General features: G+C 37.2%; 18 protein-coding genes. 15 read left to right on the top strand and 3 right to left on the bottom strand.

The features are described 5' to 3' along the window. Positions 1-24 precede the first annotated feature (24 nt). The 4 genes from IGJ27_RS10820 to IGJ27_RS10805 all read left to right on the top strand — a co-directional run bounded on the left by IGJ27_RS10820 (position 25) and on the right by IGJ27_RS10805 (position 4,526). Positions 25-975 carry a metal ABC transporter substrate-binding protein gene (locus tag IGJ27_RS10820; RefSeq protein WP_178306395.1) on the top strand — a complete coding sequence of 317 codons (951 nt, stop codon included), beginning with the start codon at positions 25-27 and terminating at the stop codon, positions 973-975. Between the two features lie 303 nt (positions 976-1,278). Continuing rightward, complete coding sequence (locus IGJ27_RS10815; RefSeq protein ID WP_010720849.1) at positions 1,279-2,025, top strand: hypothetical protein; 747 nt, start codon at positions 1,279-1,281, stop codon at positions 2,023-2,025. A gap of 24 nt (positions 2,026-2,049) precedes the next feature. Further along, positions 2,050-3,222, top strand: a complete 1,173-nt coding sequence (queG, locus tag IGJ27_RS10810) for a tRNA epoxyqueuosine(34) reductase QueG (RefSeq protein ID WP_178306396.1) — start codon at positions 2,050-2,052, stop codon at positions 3,220-3,222. Positions 3,223-3,926: 704 nt separating this feature from the next. Beyond that, positions 3,927-4,526: a LysM peptidoglycan-binding domain-containing protein gene (locus tag IGJ27_RS10805; RefSeq protein WP_010720847.1), complete on the top strand. Its 600-nt coding sequence runs from the start codon at positions 3,927-3,929 to the stop codon at positions 4,524-4,526. A gap of 136 nt (positions 4,527-4,662) precedes the next feature. Here IGJ27_RS10805 and IGJ27_RS10800 read toward each other — a convergent pair whose 3' ends face one another. Next, positions 4,663-5,769: an NAD(P)/FAD-dependent oxidoreductase gene (locus IGJ27_RS10800; protein WP_088775362.1), complete on the bottom strand. Its 1,107-nt coding sequence runs from the start codon at positions 5,767-5,769 to the stop codon at positions 4,663-4,665. A gap of 78 nt (positions 5,770-5,847) precedes the next feature. Continuing rightward, complete coding sequence (locus tag IGJ27_RS10795) at positions 5,848-7,221, bottom strand: MFS transporter (protein WP_178305708.1); 1,374 nt, start codon at positions 7,219-7,221, stop codon at positions 5,848-5,850. 213 nt (positions 7,222-7,434) lie between these two features. Here IGJ27_RS10795 and IGJ27_RS10790 point away from each other — a divergent pair, with 213 nt between their 5' ends. The 5 genes from IGJ27_RS10790 to IGJ27_RS10770 all read left to right on the top strand — a co-directional run bounded on the left by IGJ27_RS10790 (position 7,435) and on the right by IGJ27_RS10770 (position 10,919). Then, positions 7,435-8,073: a GyrI-like domain-containing protein gene (locus tag IGJ27_RS10790; RefSeq protein ID WP_178305709.1), complete on the top strand. Its 639-nt coding sequence runs from the start codon at positions 7,435-7,437 to the stop codon at positions 8,071-8,073. Positions 8,074-8,145: 72 nt separating this feature from the next. Beyond that, positions 8,146-8,601: an arginine repressor gene (locus IGJ27_RS10785; protein WP_010737119.1), complete on the top strand. Its 456-nt coding sequence runs from the start codon at positions 8,146-8,148 to the stop codon at positions 8,599-8,601. A gap of 18 nt (positions 8,602-8,619) precedes the next feature. After that, positions 8,620-10,155 carry a phosphomannomutase/phosphoglucomutase gene (locus tag IGJ27_RS10780; RefSeq protein WP_178305710.1) on the top strand — a complete coding sequence of 512 codons (1,536 nt, stop codon included), beginning with the start codon at positions 8,620-8,622 and terminating at the stop codon, positions 10,153-10,155. A gap of 2 nt (positions 10,156-10,157) precedes the next feature. Further along, complete coding sequence (locus tag IGJ27_RS10775) at positions 10,158-10,364, top strand: hypothetical protein (RefSeq protein ID WP_010720841.1); 207 nt, start codon at positions 10,158-10,160, stop codon at positions 10,362-10,364. A gap of 153 nt (positions 10,365-10,517) precedes the next feature. Then, on the top strand, positions 10,518-10,919 hold the full coding sequence (locus IGJ27_RS10770; protein ID WP_010720840.1) for an organic hydroperoxide resistance protein: 402 nt from the start codon (positions 10,518-10,520) through the stop codon (positions 10,917-10,919). 282 nt (positions 10,920-11,201) lie between these two features. On the opposite strand, the gene IGJ27_RS10765 is transcribed toward IGJ27_RS10770, so the two are convergent. After that, positions 11,202-12,032, bottom strand: a complete 831-nt coding sequence (locus IGJ27_RS10765) for a manganese catalase family protein (RefSeq protein WP_010720838.1) — start codon at positions 12,030-12,032, stop codon at positions 11,202-11,204. A 227-nt stretch (positions 12,033-12,259) separates the two neighbouring features. On the opposite strand from IGJ27_RS10765, the gene IGJ27_RS10760 reads away from it, so the two are divergent. The 6 genes from IGJ27_RS10760 to sapS all read left to right on the top strand — a co-directional run bounded on the left by IGJ27_RS10760 (position 12,260) and on the right by sapS (position 17,897). Next, on the top strand, positions 12,260-13,585 hold the full coding sequence (locus IGJ27_RS10760; protein WP_063627526.1) for an ABC transporter substrate-binding protein: 1,326 nt from the start codon (positions 12,260-12,262) through the stop codon (positions 13,583-13,585). A 40-nt stretch (positions 13,586-13,625) separates the two neighbouring features. Then, positions 13,626-14,537 (top strand): carbohydrate ABC transporter permease, encoded by a 912-nt coding sequence (locus IGJ27_RS10755; RefSeq protein ID WP_010737122.1) that lies wholly within the window; start codon positions 13,626-13,628, stop codon positions 14,535-14,537. Continuing rightward, the gene (locus IGJ27_RS10750) at positions 14,534-15,388 is read left to right on the top strand and encodes a carbohydrate ABC transporter permease (protein ID WP_034699894.1); all 855 of its coding nucleotides are present in this window, start codon (positions 14,534-14,536) and stop codon (positions 15,386-15,388) included. The genes IGJ27_RS10755 and IGJ27_RS10750 overlap by 4 nt, the downstream gene beginning before the upstream one ends. Next, a complete protein-coding gene (locus IGJ27_RS10745; RefSeq protein WP_178305711.1) occupies positions 15,389-16,003 on the top strand; it encodes a DUF624 domain-containing protein in 615 nt (204 codons plus the stop codon). 176 nt (positions 16,004-16,179) lie between these two features. Continuing rightward, entirely contained in the window at positions 16,180-16,854 is a 675-nt protein-coding gene (sapR, locus tag IGJ27_RS10740) for a two-component system response regulator SapR (RefSeq protein WP_010720833.1), read from the top strand. 17 nt (positions 16,855-16,871) lie between these two features. Continuing rightward, positions 16,872-17,897 (top strand): two-component system sensor histidine kinase SapS, encoded by a 1,026-nt coding sequence (sapS, locus tag IGJ27_RS10735; protein WP_010720832.1) that lies wholly within the window; start codon positions 16,872-16,874, stop codon positions 17,895-17,897. Positions 17,898-17,949 lie beyond the last annotated feature (52 nt).

Genomic DNA, 17,949 nt, shown 5'->3' with positions numbered 1-17,949 from the left:
TCATTTGAAAAAAGGAGTAATGAGATGAAAACTAATAACTATCGGATTTTTTGGATAATGTTCGCAAGTTTCTTTTTGTTAGTGGGCTGTGGCAGTCAAGAAAAGCAGGAAGCTAATAAAGAAACGACTAAAGAAACATTGAATGTTGTAGCAACCAACTCTATCTTAGCGGATATGGCAAAAGAAGTAGGAAAGGAACATGTAGCTGTTCATAGTATCGTGCCTGTAGGAACAGATCCTCATGAATATGAAGTGTTACCAGAAGACATCAAAAAAGCGAGTGATGCCGATGTGATTTTATATAATGGGCTAAATCTAGAAACTGGTAATGGCTGGTTTACAAATTTAATGGAAACCACACATAAAAAAGAAGAGAAAGATTATTTTGCAGTGAGTAAAAAAGTAACACCCATTTATTTATCAGGTGGGAGTTCCAAGAGTAAAGCTGACCCTCATGCCTGGTTAGATTTATCGAATGGGATGAAGTATGTAGAAGAAATTACCCGTATTTTTTCAGAAAAAGATGCTGAAAATAAAGCAGTCTATGAAGAAAACGCAAAAAAATATATTGAAAAGTTGAGCGAATTGGATGAAAAAGCTAAAACAAACTTTCAAACAATTCCTGAAGATAAAAGATTATTAGTAACGAGTGAAGGAGCGTTCAAATATTTTTCCAAAGCTTATGGAATCCCAGCAAGTTATATTTGGGAAATCAATACAGAAAGTCAGGGAACTCCTGAACAAATGAAACGAATCATCAATCAAGTAAGAGACTCTGCAGTACCCGCTTTGTTTGTCGAAACAAGTGTTGATCCTAGAAGCATGGAACGTGTAGCGAAAGAAACAGGAGTAGCTATCTATGATCGATTATATACAGACTCTATCGATAAGGAAGGCAAACCAGGAGATTCTTATTATAAGATGATGGACTGGAATATCCGAACGATCCATGATGGGTTGACTCAAGAAAAATAAATGGTACAAAATAACTTTCATTCAAAAAAACTAGAAAAGAATGCGTGCTAATAGCCAGCCGAAGAGATCAAAATCAGTTCGTTAGATTTTGATTTCTTCGGCTTATTTATGCTAAAAATCAAGATTAAAAAAACAAGAAGCAGGAGGATTCATTTACCCTGATTTATGTGGAAAGGAAATCAAGCGAAGGCTCACTTATTTTGCAAGTAAAAAAATAAAAAAAACGTCTGCTTTTTGTTAGTTTCGGATACCTTTTTTTGTTGTTTTCCGTTATAGTTAAAGATAAGAAAGGAAGGTAAAGCTATGAATTTTACGCGTAAAGATAAACAACTAATCAAAGAAGAAATCCTTAAAGTGATCGAACAACAGGATAGCTCTGATAAAGATCAAGACCTTCAATTTCTTGAAACAGAAATGGCTAAATTATTCATAGCAAGTCCAAGTGAATCGGATGTAGAAGAACGTTATCCGGGGAAATGGCTTTTTGATGAATTTCAGCCATTAGATGAACAGACTGGAATTGGTTATTTTGTCTCGATTTCTTCTGTTGGATTTATTCCAGGAGTATTAGTGAAACAAAATAATGAAATCAATATCAAGGCATGGCCAGCATTATTTTCCACAATGGGGACAGAAGGGGTCATTGAAAAAATTCAATCGGCTTATTATAAAAGTTCGTTTATTGCAAATAGTAAACTAATGAATACATTCTATAATCGTTTGGTTTTGATTGCCCGCCCAGGAGATATTCCACAAACATTTACCTACTCGCAGCAAAAGAATCTCTACGAAGAAACATTATATTCCAGAGATTTATCCACTTTTTCTGCAGTAGAACAGGTTCGATTGCATGAATTGTTGCATACTAAGCCAGTATCGCTCAACTTTTTTCAAGCGCTAGATAACCAAAGAAAATGGTTGTCTCTCAACTATTGGGAAATCTTTGCTACTAGAAAAAGATGGATGGAAGAACGAAAGATCGCAGATCAACAGATCCAATTTGTCCAGCTAAAAAGAGATCGGCTTTATTACGGAATTTATAGTCGCTAGCAATTATTTGAATAGGTGGAAAAGATGACAAAAACCTTAAAAGAAGAAATCATTGAAGAAAGCAAACGTTTAGGTATTGATAAAATCGGATTTACGACGGCAGAACCCTTTGATTATTTAAAAGAGTCTTTAGAAGAACAAAAAGCCGCTGGACATACTTCGGGATTTGAACATCCAGTAATTGAAGAACGTTTATATTTAGAAAAAACTTTTGATCGCCCACAATCGATTATCGCTATTGCTTTAGCTTATCCAACCAAGATCCATGAAGAGGTCCCAAAAGATGAAAAAAGAGGACAATTTGCACGGGCATCTTGGGGAATCGATTACCATGATATTTTACGTGACCGTCTCAATCAATTGATCACTTTTATCCAAAGCAGAGCAAGTGTCTGGCAACAAGAAGAAGCTTGGCGGTTTGCCCCACAAGTGGATACTGGAGAATTAGTAGATGTGGCTGTTGCACAAAGAGCAGGACTAGGATTTATTGGTCGAAATGGGTTGCTGATCACAGAAGAATACGGTTCATTCGTGTATCTTGGAGAAATTGTCACCAATATCGTATTTGAACCTGATGAACCAGGTGTTTTTGGCTGTGGTGATTGTACTCGTTGTGTGACAGCTTGTCCGACAAAAGCTTTGTTAGGCGATGGCAGGATGAATGCACAAAGATGTTTATCTTATCAGACCCAAACCAAAGGGCTAATGCCAAATGAGTATCGGAAAAAAATGCGAAATGTCATTTACGGGTGCGATATCTGTCAGTTAGTCTGTCCTTATAATCAAGGGAAAGATTTCCATTTCCATGAAGAAATGGAACCAAAAGTAGAAGAAGTCTATCCGAAATTAAAACCAATGCTTTCTTTATCAAATAAAGAGTTTAAACAACAGTTTGGGCATTTAGCTGGTTCATGGCGAGGGAAAAAACCATTGCAAAGAAATGCTTTGATTGCTTTAGCAAACCTTGGGGATACTTCGGCTTTACCTGAGATCGAAAGCTGTTTAAGTGATGTTCGACCGGTTATTCGAGCAACCGCTGCTTGGTCGATTGGGCGTTTAGGTAGAAAAGAACCAGAAAAATGGTTGGAAACTTTAGAGCGAATGAAACAACGCGAAGAAGACCAAGAAGTGATCACAGAAATTATAGAAGCGCAAGAAATGTTAGCCAAGAAAACGAAGCGAAAAAAGAGGACATGAAAGAAGCGGTCAGCTCCGAGCGAATAAGAGAAAATTTTATGTACAAGATTCCTTTCACTTCTATAATAAGAAAAAAATAGAGTATTATGCTAAAACAAGCGTAGTACGACAAAGAGACTAGGACAGTTAGTTTGTTCTAGTCTTTTTATTGATTAAAGTAAAATAATGGATCATAACTAAATAATAAAAAGAATCTGTATTAGAAAATTTCAATACTTAGAGTAGTATAATCCACTGAATGTTCGACTTGTTTATAATTGAAGCAGTTCAAAAAATAGAATACTATCGGTTTTTTTAGCAAAAAATCTAGAAATACCAGAAATTTCAAAAATATTAAAAAACTTATCCTAAAATTTTTTAGTAAAGGTTGTAATAATTACTCAATTTTTTGTCGTTTTGACACATAATTACTAAAAAAAAGGATAAATTAAATAAAAAAATCAAAAAAGTTAAAAAAAAATACTAGAAATATTACAAAATATAAGATTTTCTAAACTTTATAAGAAAATGTTAAAAAACGGTTTCTTTCTTATGAGATAAGGGTTCTAGGACTTTAGTCGTACTTTTTTGTCCAGAGTTATGTTACAAATGTTAAAAATTAGGGTATTTTGTCATTAAATGTCATATTTCTTTTACCTATGAAATATTTCTAAATGATAAAGTTAATGACGTTGATAAATACATGGAAAAAAAAGGAGATAAACATGAATTCAATTAAGAAGATCGTTTTAGGAACAACTTTTGCTGCTGGTGCAACTGCAATGTTTGTAGGAACAACTGCTCATGCTGACGAAGTCTATACAATTAAATCAGGTGATTCATTATCAAAAATCTCACAAAAATTTGTTGGAGATAACTCATTAATCAATGCAATCGCTGAAAAAAATGGTATCAAAGACATCAACCGCATCTATGTTGGCGAAGAATTAACGATCCCGACTTCAAGTGATGCTTCAGCAAAAACAGTCGAAGCACCAAAAACAACTGAAACAGTAACGGAAGAACATACATATGTTGCTCCAGTTAAAACAGTTGAAGTAACACCTGCTGCTCCAGCTGCTCAAACAGCAACAGCTCCAAGCAATTCAAGTTCTGCAAAAGAATGGATTGCGAATAAAGAATCAGGCGGTTCTTACACAGCAACTAACGGCCGTTACATCGGACGTTACCAATTAGATGCATCATACTTAAATGGTGACTATTCTGCTGCAAACCAAGAACGCGTAGCTGATCAATATGTATCATCACGTTATGGCTCATGGGATGCTGCTCAAGCATTCTGGTTAGCAAACGGCTGGTACTAAGTCGATTATTGAATACTAATAAAAAGACAAAACCAAGAAATCGTGTCATTCGATTTCTTGGTTTTTTTGCTGTTTAGGGATGAGACGGTAATGACGAAAAATAAAGATGAATGAAATAGTTATCTCTTTGTTCATCTTAGGTTTTCTTGATGTAGTTATGGAGATCTTTTTGATAGTCCGTTCCATGCCACGTACCAGTGTTTATAAATTCAGCTAAAAGATAACCGATATAAGGACCAGTCGTTAAACCAGAAGAACCGAGTCCACTTGCGACAATCAGATTTGGTTCATCGAATAAAGGACCAAAAAACGGAGCAAAATCAGACGTATATGCCCTCGTTCCTACTTGTAACTGATAAGGCTGTGAAAGTAATTTTTCTGGTTGTACAAAAAAAGCTTTTGTCTGTTCAGTCAACTGTAAAAATGCTTCATTAGTAGGAGTCAGATCCCATCCTTGTTCATTTTCATGTGTAGCGCCCAATAAGATTTTTCCGTCATTGAAGGGAATGAGGTCTGCTTCTCCATCTAGCATGGCAACAGGCCATTTTTGGCTTTGGAGCTGATGAGTAGTAAAAGCGATCAACTGCCCTTTTTGAGGACGAAGATCGACCTGATAGCCTAATGGTTCCAATAAAGGCTTCAAGGAAGGACCAGGAGTCAAAATGACCCGGTCAAACGGTTCTTCACCAAATTCTCCGAGGATCAGCCAATCATCATTCCTTTTTTGTAGGCGAATCTTATCGTTTATTACTGTTACACCAGCCCTTTTCAAGCGTGCCGTTAAATAATGAAGGTAAGCTTTTCCGTCCAAACGGCCACCACCAGTGATGAATAAAGAGGGGGTCGGTTTTAATAAAGGAAGTAAATCAGCTGTTTGATCCGCTTTTAATAAATGGATTTCTCCGATCTCAGGTGCCTCTTTTTTTCGTTCTTCTGCAAGATCAAGTAATTCTGCTAATTGTTCTTTTTGTCGAAGCAAGAGTGTACCGGAACGAGCATAAATGGTCGGATCAAGTGCGAAATCTTGCACTAATTTTGGGAAAAATGCCGCACCGTCTTTGGCTAAACGATACCATGTTTTATTTCTTCTTTTGGATAACCATGGAGAAATGATTCCCGCACTTGCTTTGGTTGCCTGACCGATTCCATGGTCGAATAAGGTGATGCTGTATTTTGTGGTATCTACATAATTGGCTAATGTCATACCGATGATTCCACCACCGATAATGGCGATTTTTTCCATGTTTGATTCCTCCTTTACTTACAAATTGTATTTTTGCACAAAAAAACGGCAGTTGCAAACGACTGCCGTTTCAATCAATCATGAATGTTTTGTAGTTAAACTATAACGAATAAATAAGATAAAGCTGATAACTAATAGAAGAAGTAATACACCTAAAGCAACTTGTGAACCGAATGTCGTGGCGACTTTATAGCTCAAATCAGCATGCGCTTGAATAAGGTTGATAATGATTGCCACTAATGAAGTAGCAACGGCACCAGAAAATTGTTGTAAGGTATTAAAAACAGCATTGCCATCACTTTGATAGTCATCCGTTAAAGCATTCATCCCAGTGGTCATCATATTGCTATAAGACAAACCAATCCCTATCATATAGATTACGTGGCAAGTAATCAACAATAGCAATGAAACATGTCCTAGAAGAAAGACTAGCGCGGACCAACCAACAAGAGCAAGGAGTAATCCGGCAAAAATCGGTTTTTTAGGACCGTGTTGATCAAGCAGTTTTCCAGAAAACGGCGATAATACAGCGCCAATCGTAGCTCCTGGCAGCATGGCGATTCCAGCGATGAAAGGACTGTTTCCTTGAACAATCTGAACAAAATTTGGTAAGACAAAAGAAACGCCTAGCAATAAGAACTGGTAGATTAAAAAGCTAAATAAGAACAAGCGAAATGTTTTATTAGAAAAAATGGTTAGTTGGATCAATGGATAATCGGCTTTTTTTGTTCGTTGATAAAAAAGGATCCCACCAATAATCGCTATTAGTAACGCAAACCAACTAAGCGTTTGTCCTAGCATACTCAAAAACGTTAAGCTGCCGCTAAATAATAAACACAAACTAAATACACTCAACACATCCAAACGTCCACTTTTTTGAACGGGCATTGAAGGAATAGCAACTAAGCCGATCCCAAGAGAAAGAATCAAAATAGGAATCAAGAAAAGAAAGATATGATTCCAAGTGAAATTTGAAGTTAAGATTCCCCCATATGTTGGCCCGATAGCCGGAGCAATTGCTGTGGTCAGTGTTCCCACCCCCATCATCGCGCCGCGGCGGTTCATAGGCGCAAAGGTCAAAATAATATGGAACATTAGTGGTAAAGCAATCCCGGTAGCTGCCCCTTGTAAAAGCCGACCAAGTAATAAAATGAAGAAAGTCGGAGAAAAGAAGTCAACAATGATTCCTGCTAAAAAAAGCAGGTTTGAAAGTAAAAAGAGACTTCTAAGGCTAAAATTTCGTGTTAAATAGGTCGATAATGGCACGATGATCGAGATCATCAGCAGGTAAATCGTTGTCACCCATTGAACTTGTGCAGTCGTTAATTGAAACTGGTTGATCAACGTTGGAAATGTGACGTTCATTGCTGTTTCGATCAACACTCCCGCAAAAGACATCATACCGGTTGCAATAACTGCTGGTACTAAGAGTAATTGTTTTTGTTTTGTCATGTCCTCACCTCAAAAAATTTCGTAAAAAAAGAGAGTGATTTCTATTATAAAAATAGAAACCGCCTCTCTCTCGACACGTAATATACGTGTTATCTGTACGATTTATTTCCATCGCTTATTCTAGCATAGAGGTAAAAAAAGTGTCAACCAGGTTAGCCAAGTCTTTTGAAAAGAGTTATGATAGTAGAGAATAAATCATCGCAGGAGGAAAAAATGGCTACGATTGATTGGAAAAAAACGGAACCAGCTTATAGTAGTAAGAAAAAGCCACAGATCTTAACGTTATCTCCACAGAATTTTTTTAGCATAAAAGGAGTGGGAGATCCAAATGAAGCTGATTTTCAGCGTCGGGTAGCAGCTTTATATGCTGTTAGTTATGCGATCCGAATGGCACCAAAGAAAAATTGGCAGATTCCCAACTATCTTCCTTACACTGTTTATCCATTAGAAGGACACTGGGGATTACAAGAAGCCTATTTGCAAGAAAAAGTAATGAAGAAGAGTCATTTTGCTTATCAGATCATGATCAAACAACCTGAATTTGTGACGAAAGAAGTTGCACATGAGGCTCTACTACGTGTAGCGGACAAAATTCCCAATGATTTGTTCGACCAAGTAGTATTTAGTAGCATGGATGAAGGATTAGTCGCTCAGATGCTTCATGCGGGACCATATGAGGATGAGCCACAAACCTTTGAAAAATTAACAACGTTTATCGAAGAGCAGGGGTATCAACGGATAGCTAAAGAACATAAAGAAATTTATTTAGGGGATCCGCGCAGAGCCAACCCAGAAAAACTGAGAACGATTTTGCGTGTCAAGATTGCGCCAAAAAATCAACTAAAAAAATAAAAGTAAAAAATACCAAAAAAGGCAGAAAAACGATTATTTTTTTGCTATAATCAAAGACAAGAGGTGTCTGCTATGAAAAAAATCCAACGACAAGCATTGATTCGTCAGATCATCACAGAAAAACCAATCAGCACACAAGAAGAACTATTGCTTTGTCTTCAAGACGCAGGGGTGACAGCCACTCAAGCAACTATTTCGCGTGATATCCGTGAGCTGAAGTTAGTGAAGTCTACGGATGAAAATAAGCAAGTTCGTTACAATCTATTCAGTCAGCCTGCTGAAACGTTACATGAAGAACGACTACAAGCAGCTGTTAAAAGAGAAGTTTTGAAAATACAAGTTGTTCAATTTATGATCGTGGTGCTAACAGAAAAAGATGGGGCGGATGTCGTAACCAATTGGCTAGATGAAGTCGCTTATCCAGAAGTTGTTGCAACGATTGCTGGAGTGGATACATTTATTGTGATTTGCCGTTCGGAAGAAGAAGCACAAGATTTTGCAGAAAAATTAGAAAGAATGAGGGAATAAAAGAAGGGAGAATGATTTATGTCTTTGTTGAAAGCGCTACAAAACGGATCTGATATTCGAGGGATTGCCATGACGACGGAAACACATTCAGCTAATTTGACACCAGCTGAAATCCAAAAAATAAGTTGTGGCTTGGTTAATTGGTTAAAAAGGGATCATCCACGCAAATATCAAGAAGGTAAATTAACGGTAGGAGTGGGGCGGGATAGTCGAATCAGTGGTCCAACGTTAGAAAAAGCGCTGATTGACGGATTAATCGAACAAGGCATAAATGTTCTTGATTTTGAGTTAGCTACGACACCGGCGATGTTTATGGCTACTCAGTTTTCTCAATTCCAGTGTGATGCAAGTGTGATGCTAACAGCTAGTCATTTGCCGTTTTACTTTAACGGCATGAAGTTTTTTACAGCTAATGGCGGCGCAGAAAAAGAAGATATCGCATTTATTTTATCAGAAACAACACCAAATAAAACCAATCATAAGGGGACAGTCCAAAAAGCTGATCTGTTAACACCTTATGCAGAAGACTTAGTTCAAAAAATCAAAAATGGTATTAGAAAGAAAGGAATGTCTGACACAAAACCGTTAGCTGGCTGGCGGATCATCGTAGATGCAGGAAATGGCTCCGGTGGTTTTTTTGCTGAAAAAGTACTACAACGATTAGGGGCAGATACGACAGGTTCGCAATTTTTAGAGCCCGATGGTCATTTTCCGAACCATATCCCGAATCCAGATAATGCTGAAGCCATGGCAAGTATCAAGCAAGCTGTTTTAGAAAGTCAAGCCGATTTAGGAGTGATCTTTGATACGGATGTTGACCGTTCGGCAGTAGTCAGTGCAAGTGGTCAAGTGATCAATCGTAACAATTTGATCGCCTTATTAAGTACGATCGTGTTAAAAGAATACCCTGGAGCGACGATCGTAACTAATTCACCAACGTCTAATCACCTAGAAACGTTTATTGAAGAAAAAGGTGGCAAACAAGATCGTTACATTTCAGGTTATCGTAATGTCATCAATCGTGCAATTGCATGCAATAAAGAAGGAATCAATGTTCCATTAGCGATTGAAACAAGTGGGCATGCAGCATTCAAGGAAAATTATTTTTTAGATGATGGTGCCTATGTCATTGCAAAAATTTTGATGCTTTTGCCAGAACTGAAACAAACAGAACAAACGTTGGAAGAGATTATCCACGACTTAAAACAGCCACAAGAAGTACAAGAAATTAGGTTAAGGCTTAGTGGAGAGGATCCGAAAAAACAAGGGGCAACAATTATTCAAGGGCTAGTGAACGAATTGAACGAAGAGGGGCTGGTATTTCATCCGGAAAATGAAGAAGGAATTCGTTACGATCTAAAAGAACCATATGGGAATGGCTGGTTTTTATTACGAGCAAGTTTGCATGAGCCATTACTGGTGCTCCAGATCGAAAATGATGAAGTTGGAAAAAATCAACACGTTTTACAGCTACTTGCGGAACATTTAAAGAAATACTCAAATGTTGAACCACTGATAGTGGATACTAAGGAAGCGAAGGGAAATGAAAAGTAAAAATGGTTGCGAACATAGTAATTTTTTTGACTGTATTAGTTTATGGTGTTAATTTTTTAGTTTTTCTTTATCTTAGAATCAATCATATCAAAAATTGTGTAGAGAAATTAGCTATTTATTTGGGAACAAACATGACTTTATTATTTACGAGTGGTATTTTTCTCTTTTTTGGAAAAATCATTGAAGATGGCATCCTTGTTTTTGAATAAGTAACTTTCATGAGAAAATAAACTAAAATGCTCATGTTAATCAAGAAGTCCTCAATCGTTGCAGTATGAATCTAGGAGCAGAATTTTTGAACAAATTGCTAGATATGCTTACACTGGTAATAGACGAAGTGTCATATCGAAAGGAGCAGTACAATGAAAAAATTATACGAAACAGCGATGATCAATCATGGTGGACGAGAAGGCGAAGTAGCAGCACCAAATGGTTCGATGCAAATGAAGATCACTCCTCCAGGCATCCATGCTGAAGGAACAAATCCGGAACAACTATTTGCTGCGGGCTATGCCTCATGTTTCAATGGTGCACTGCAACATATGATCAAAGAAGCTAATTTGTCCGTAGACTCCACAGTTAAAGCACGGGTTTCACTTTACACACTTGATGAGGGGGGTTATAAAATCGGTGTGGTCTTAGAAGTACATGTTGACGATGTGAGCGAGGAACAAGCCAAGCAATTAGCGGAAGATGCCCATGATTACTGCCCTTATTCAAAAGCGACAAGAGGAAATATTGATGTTGAGGTAGTGACAGTTTAAACGATTTTTCTATCTAAGGAAGAAGTAAGTACCTTTAGATAACTACTTTTTTTATAAAAAACAGGACCGGTAGAATTTTCTATCGGTCCTAAAAATGATGGTGACGAGTCTCAAACTATTCTTGGCTTATAAATGCCAATAGAAGCTAAAAAATGATCGACCAGCAAGCATTTCTACTGTCTTTAGTAGGATAGCAAAGGCTTGCAGGTCGATCATTCTTATTTTTATTCTGTTGAGTGGTAAGGACCCAAAGGATGTTGGACATAACCACTTTTGCATGCTTTATTTTTTACTTGGCGGTGTTCCATACATTTTTGGTGTAACCCGTTGTAATTTTGGTTTATCACCTTCAATTTTTGGTTCTGCTAACCATTGGTATTCGCCTTCACCATCTAAGGCTTCGCCACTTGCCCAAGAGCCTTTACTGCTTTCATCACCTTCTGAGAAATTATAAAAGTCATAGGCGATATCTTTTCGTTCGTTTTCACGATTGAACGTACTTGGTACAAGAATGGAGCCTTCATTTTCTTCTAATTCTTTCACGGCACTTGCCCATAAGTTTTGATGATAACTATCTCTTGCAAGCAAGACTGCTAATAAGTCTTTGACGCCACGGTCATCGATCATTTCATAGATACGAGCGACTTGTAACCGTCCCTGAGATTCAGCATTTAGATTGGCACGGAAATCAGCTAACAAGTTTCCACTTGCAACGATATAACCGCCACTCCAAGGGTTGCCAACACTATCAGCAGGGCGTGGTCCTAAGCCAGCGACAATTGCATGCTGAGGATTCATACCAGAGATGATTGCGCCGATCGTAGGATCTTTTTTCATTGCTTCTTCTTGGTCTTCAACTGGCGCATCTTCTAATAATCGTGCGACCATCGTTGCTAACATTTCGACATGTCCAAGTTCTTCTGTTGCGATATCCATTAACATGTCTTTATATTTTTCTTCTCCTCGGCAGCTCCAACCTTGAAACAAGTATTGCATTGCCACACTCATTTCTCCGTATTGTCCACCGATAAGCTCTTGTAAATATTTTGCGATTAACGGATTCGGACGATCTGGTTTTGCTTCAAACTGTAGTTCCTTTTGGTGTCTGAACATCAAAAATTCCTCCTAATCTTTTATTAATACATTTACATTCTGCGCTTTAAAATGAGAAAACACAAAGGAAATGCTTAGAAAAAATATAGTGGTAGATTTAATCTGATATATGAGTAGACGCGCCTAATGAATTGTTATTTTCTGATTAAAATGATATCGTTATATTAAAATGTTATCGGTTGCAAATGGCGAAAGATAACCTTTTTATTAAAAAATGGAGGGATAAAATGAAGAAGTTGTTAGTTACTGGGGTGCTGGCAAGTACAGCATTATTTTTGTTGGGAGGTTGTGGTTCAAGTAGTGCAAAGTCAAACGCAGCTAGTTCATCTGAAAAAACAAGTGACGGGAAGAAAACTATTGATTTCTGGTCATTTTGGGGATCAGGAGCACGTAAAGAAGTGATCGAAGAGATCATTGACGATTACAATCAATCACAAGATAAGATCCAAGTAAATTATAAATACCAACCGTGGGGGGATATTTGGACCAAATCATTGTCAGCGATTACAGCGGGGAATGCACCAGACGTGATTGTTCAAGATATCAATTCAGTTGCTCAAAGAGCTGAAGCGCAACAGGCCACAAACTTATCTAAATATGTAGATGAAGAGACCTCAAAAGATTTTTATCCACAATTGTGGGATACAGTGGAGTACAAAGGTGATCCATATGCGATTCCGTTCAACACAGATACTCAAGTTATTTTTTATAATAAAAAATTATTTAAAGAAGCAGGAATCGCTGAAAAAGATTTACCAACTACATGGGATGAATTAGAAAAAACCGCCCATCAATTGGATAAAAAAGATAAAAAAGAATTCACACGAATTGGATTTTATCCTTTATGGAATTTAGGGGCAGATGTCTGGGCATTAAATGCAGATAATGGGACAAGCTGGTTTGATCAAGACGGCAAAATCAAAATCGATACGAAGAATAAAGTTGAAGCATTAGAGTGGATCCAAGATTGGCAAGACTATTATGGGAAAGATACGATCAATAAATTAGAGGCAGAATTTGGCTCAGGTGTTTCTGATCCATTCATCTCAGGTTTAGTCGCAATGCGTGCCCAAAATATCAATTATTATTCGAGCTTGATGGAAAATGCTCCAGAAGATTTTGATTTTGGTGTCATTCCGCTTCCAGAAAAAGAAAAAGGTTCTGGTCATTGGTCATGGGGCGGCGGCTTTGTACTCGAAGTACCTTATGGGGCAAAAGATCCAGAAGCTTCTTATGACTTTATCAAGTATCTTTCTTCACCAGAAGTTCAAGAAAAATTTGGCGAAAAGAGTTTTGATATCATGGCAAGTAAAACAGCCAATGAGAACTTAGTGAAGAATGAACAGCTAAGTGACAAGGGACGAATGATCTATCAAATGGCTGATGAGAATTTCAAAAATACGGTCATTACACCTGTCCCATTAGCAGCACCAGATTATACGACACTAGTGAACGAACAAATCGATCAAATTCTCTTAGGAACAAAAACACCAAAAGAAGGTTTAGCTGATGCTCAAAAAGCGGTGGAGAATCTAGTAAAACAAAATAACTAATCAACTGTTGACTAATTGAAAGAAAAAAGGAGGCAAGAAAATGAAGCGTTTATCAATCCGAAAGAAAAAAGAGGCAAGATGGGCCTATTTATTTATCTCGCCTTTTATTATTGGCTTTGTCGTCTTTATGTTAGGGCCCATGCTTTTTTCTGTTATCGGAAGTTTCACTGATTATAATTTGACTTCTAAAATGAATTTCATTGGATTAGCTAATTTTAGACGGATGTTTCTACACGATGATCTTTTTTGGAAATCATTATACAATACAGTGTATTTCGTCCTATTCAATGTTCCTTTAACCACAATGTTTAGCGTATTTCTAGCAACGATTTTAAATCAAAAGATCAGAGGTATCAGTATTTTCCGAACGATGTTTTATTTACCTGCAGTCCTATCTGGTGTTGCTGTTTATATTTTATGGATGCAGCTGCTTTCACCTTCTGCCGGGTTGATCAATACGTTTCTAGGTTGGTTCAATATTTCTGGACCAGCCTGGTTGTTTGATCCTAACTGGACAAAGCCAGCTTTGATTTTAATGAAAATCTGGAGTTCTGGCGGAGCAATGTTGCTTTATTTAGCGACTTTGCAAAACGTTCCACGCTCTTTATACGAATCAGCAGCGATTGATGGTGCTGGCGTATGGGGGAAATTTAAAAATATCACGTTGCCATTGATCACACCGATTATCTTTTACGATGTGATTACTTCAACGATTGGTTCTTTTCAAATTTTTCAAGAAGCTTATGTGATGACTAAAAATGGAACAGGTGGACCAGCTAACTCTTTACTATTTTATAATCTTCACATGTGGAATAAAGCTTTTGTCGCATTCGACATGGGGTACGCAATGGCGATGTCAATGATCCTATTTTTAATTGTGTTAGTGTTGACTTTTATTAATTTGAAACTGGCACCTAGATGGGTCTATTACTCTGGAGGTGATGGCAAATGATGGAATATTTCAAAAGAACAAGTGTTAATCGTCAAACCAAAAAAATCATTAGTTATCTCCTTATGACTGCTATCGGGATCGTATTGATCACACCATTATTGTGGATGGTATTTACTTCTTTAAAACCAATGGAAGAGATCGTACGTTATCCTCCAACCTTTTTTCCAGAAAAAATTGTTTGGCAAAACTATCTGGATACCATTACTGCTTTCCCCTTCTGGCGTTATGCAAGGAATACTTTATTGATCACAGTCTTAGTGGTATTTGGCAATGTTCTCTCGAATTCCTTCATTGCTTATGGGTTTGCGAAATTAGATTTTCCAGGAAAAAAGCTAATGTTTGCTTTAGTCCTTTCTACGATGATGATTCCAGGTTTTGTGACCATGATCCCCCAATATGTTCTATTCTCAAAAATAGGCTGGGTAGGAACTTATTTACCATTGATCGTTCCATCATTTTTCGGCAATGCATTTAATATATTTTTGATGCGTCAATTTTATTTATCCATCAATGATGAATTAATTGAAGCGGCAGAAATCGATGGAGCAAATCATTTCTATATTTGGAGCCGTCTGATGCTGCCGCTGACTAAACCAGCGTTAATCACGATTGCGATCAATTCATTCAATGCGGCTTGGAACGATTTTTTAGGGCCGTTATTATACATCCAAGATCAAGAGAAGTATACTCTACAGATTGGGTTGCAAGTTTTCCAAAATCAGGCGACGACTCAATGGAATTATTTGATGGCAGGAGCCACACTTGTTTTGATCCCAACGATTTTGATGTTCTTCTTTGCGCAACGTTACTTTATTGAAGGAATGGATTTGACAGGAGGGTCAAAAGGCTAAATGAATAAAATTCATAGTGAAAAAATCAATCAGCATTTTTTGACAGTCATTGAATGGATTCCGTCATTGCTTATTTTGCAATCCTTATGGCTATTAACTAGCTTACCGCTGTTGACGATTGGCAGTGCTAGTCGTACGGTTATGTCTACCATTTATCACTACCACAAAAACGAAGAGAAAAAGATCCATACGTTGTTTTGGCAGGAACTTCGTCATAATTTTTTGACCTATCGTAAGCAAGACCTCATAGTCAGTTTCTATTTATTGCTTTTACTGATTGATAGTCGTATTTTTCTTTACTGGGGCGGAGCATGGGGATTGATATTGATGTATGCTTCGTTAAGTATCCTTTTTTTAAGTATCGTGATGGTTAGCTACCGTATGTTGCTCCAACTAGAGAGAGCAAACGAAGTCCCTTTTTTTACTGCTTTTATTTTATTTTTTTATCAATGGAAAAACGCTCTCCTACATTTAGGGGGAACCCTGCTACTACTGCTTTTTTTATTCTTCCTGGGACCTATTTATGTGGTTTTAGTCGGAGGAAGTTCATTGCTTTATTTACAAACTTTTTTGTTTTTTGGACGGAAAGAAATAAAGAGCCCTTCTAAAGTTTAAGAATAGTCAAAATATTTGCGATGAAAGAATCAACTACCTGACTAAATATTGAGGAATAAACCCATCGTTTCAGATGTAAGGCGTATGGAGAGAGAAATAGTTGAAAATATGGTTACTTGTCACGTTCGGCCTTCTTTGTTATGGTTATAGCAAGAAAGAAGTAGGGGGACAACAAGATGGCAAAAATTATGGTTGTAGAAGATGAAGAAATCATCCGCCAACTCATCATGGAAGAACTGGAAAAGTGGCAGTTTGAAACGTTCGGTACCTCTGATTTTAATCAAGTATTTGCAGACTTTGAAAAAGAAGAACCTCAACTTGTTTTATTAGATATCAATCTTCCGGTCTTTGATGGCTACTACTGGTGTCAAAAAATTCGAGAAGTCTCCAAAGTGCCGATTATTTTCATCTCCAGTCGAAATACCAATATGGATATGATCATGGCGATGAATATGGGCGCAGATGATTTTGTCACCAAGCCTTTTCAAATTGATGTGCTGATTGCCAAAATCAATGCTTTATTGCGACGTTCATACAATTATGGGGAACTGTCGAGTGAAGTCATGAGTCATAATGGGATCACGTTGAATGTTGATAATGGGAGTATGGAAATCAACGGTGAAATCATCGATTTGAGTAAGAACGAATACCGATTATTATTTATCTTGATGAAGCAACATGGGAAAATCCTTAGCAGAGAAAAGTTATTGAGAGCATTATGGGATGATGAGCGGTTTGTTGATGACAATACATTGACAGTCAATATCAATCGTTTACGTCGGAAAATCGAACAAGCAGGGATCAAAGGATATATCGAAACAAAAGTCGGGCAGGGCTATATTGTTCCCTGAAAGGATGAAAATAAATAATGAATTTCTTTAAATACTTAAAGGATCAATGGTCGTTGCTCTTAGGCTGGCTCTTTTTTGTCTTGCTAACGATTTTTGTCATGTGGTTAGCACCTAATATTTTAGTCGACTGGACGATGGTTGGCTATCTGGCGCTTATTCAAGCCGTATTTTTGTTTTTTTATTTACTTGTCCGTTATTTAAGCAAACGTCATTGGTGGGAAAAACTTGCCGATCTCAAACAAATATCTCCGCTACAAAGTTATTTGAGTGGCGGTCATACAGAAGAAGAAAAATTAGTCGAAGATTATATCAATCAATTGATCCGTGAGCACCAAGAAGTCATGCAAGAGGCGATTAGTAACCAACAGGATCAAAAAGATTACATTGATTCGTGGGTCCATGAAATCAAGGTGCCTTTAGCAGCCTCTGAACTCTTGGTGCGTTCGATTGAATTCGATATTGATGATCAAAAATATACCCTACTAGAAAACGAACTAGCTAAAATCGATGAATATGTAGAACAAGTTCTTTATTATGCTCGGTTGGATAGTTTTTCGAGAGATTATTTAATTCAAGAGTATGAATTAAAAAGCATCATTCAGCCAGTGATCCGCAGTCAGGCGAATTACTTTATTCAAAAAAATCTTCGGTATGAGATTATTGGAGAAGATCAAAGAGTTTTAACAGATGCCAAGTGGGTAGCTTTTATATTCAAACAAATTTTGAGCAATGCGATTAAATATACACCTGACCATCGAGAAATCATTATTTCGATCGAAAAGAACCAACAAGGGATCTCTTTAGCCATCAAAGACTCGGGCATCGGTATTCCTAAAGAAGACTTGTCGCGGATTTTTGACAAAGGATTCACAGGTTCTAATGGACGATTGAGTAAAACACATTCTACTGGTTTAGGGCTTTATTTGGCTAAATCCTTAGCTGAAAAACTTGGGATCCAACTACTTGCTGAATCAATTGTAGGAGAGGGAACAACGATGACCCTGTTTTTCCCAATCTTAAATTTCTATAATGAGAAACGTTAGAAAATAGTTAGAATCGAAAAAAACTTCTTGTATTGTGAACGTTTTCGCTGAT

The sequence above is a fragment of the Enterococcus sp. DIV1726a genome (assembly GCF_051710985.1).
Lineage (GTDB): Bacteria > Bacillota > Bacilli > Lactobacillales > Enterococcaceae > Enterococcus_B > Enterococcus_B hirae.
This window is presented reverse-complemented; position numbering and strand designations above follow the sequence as displayed.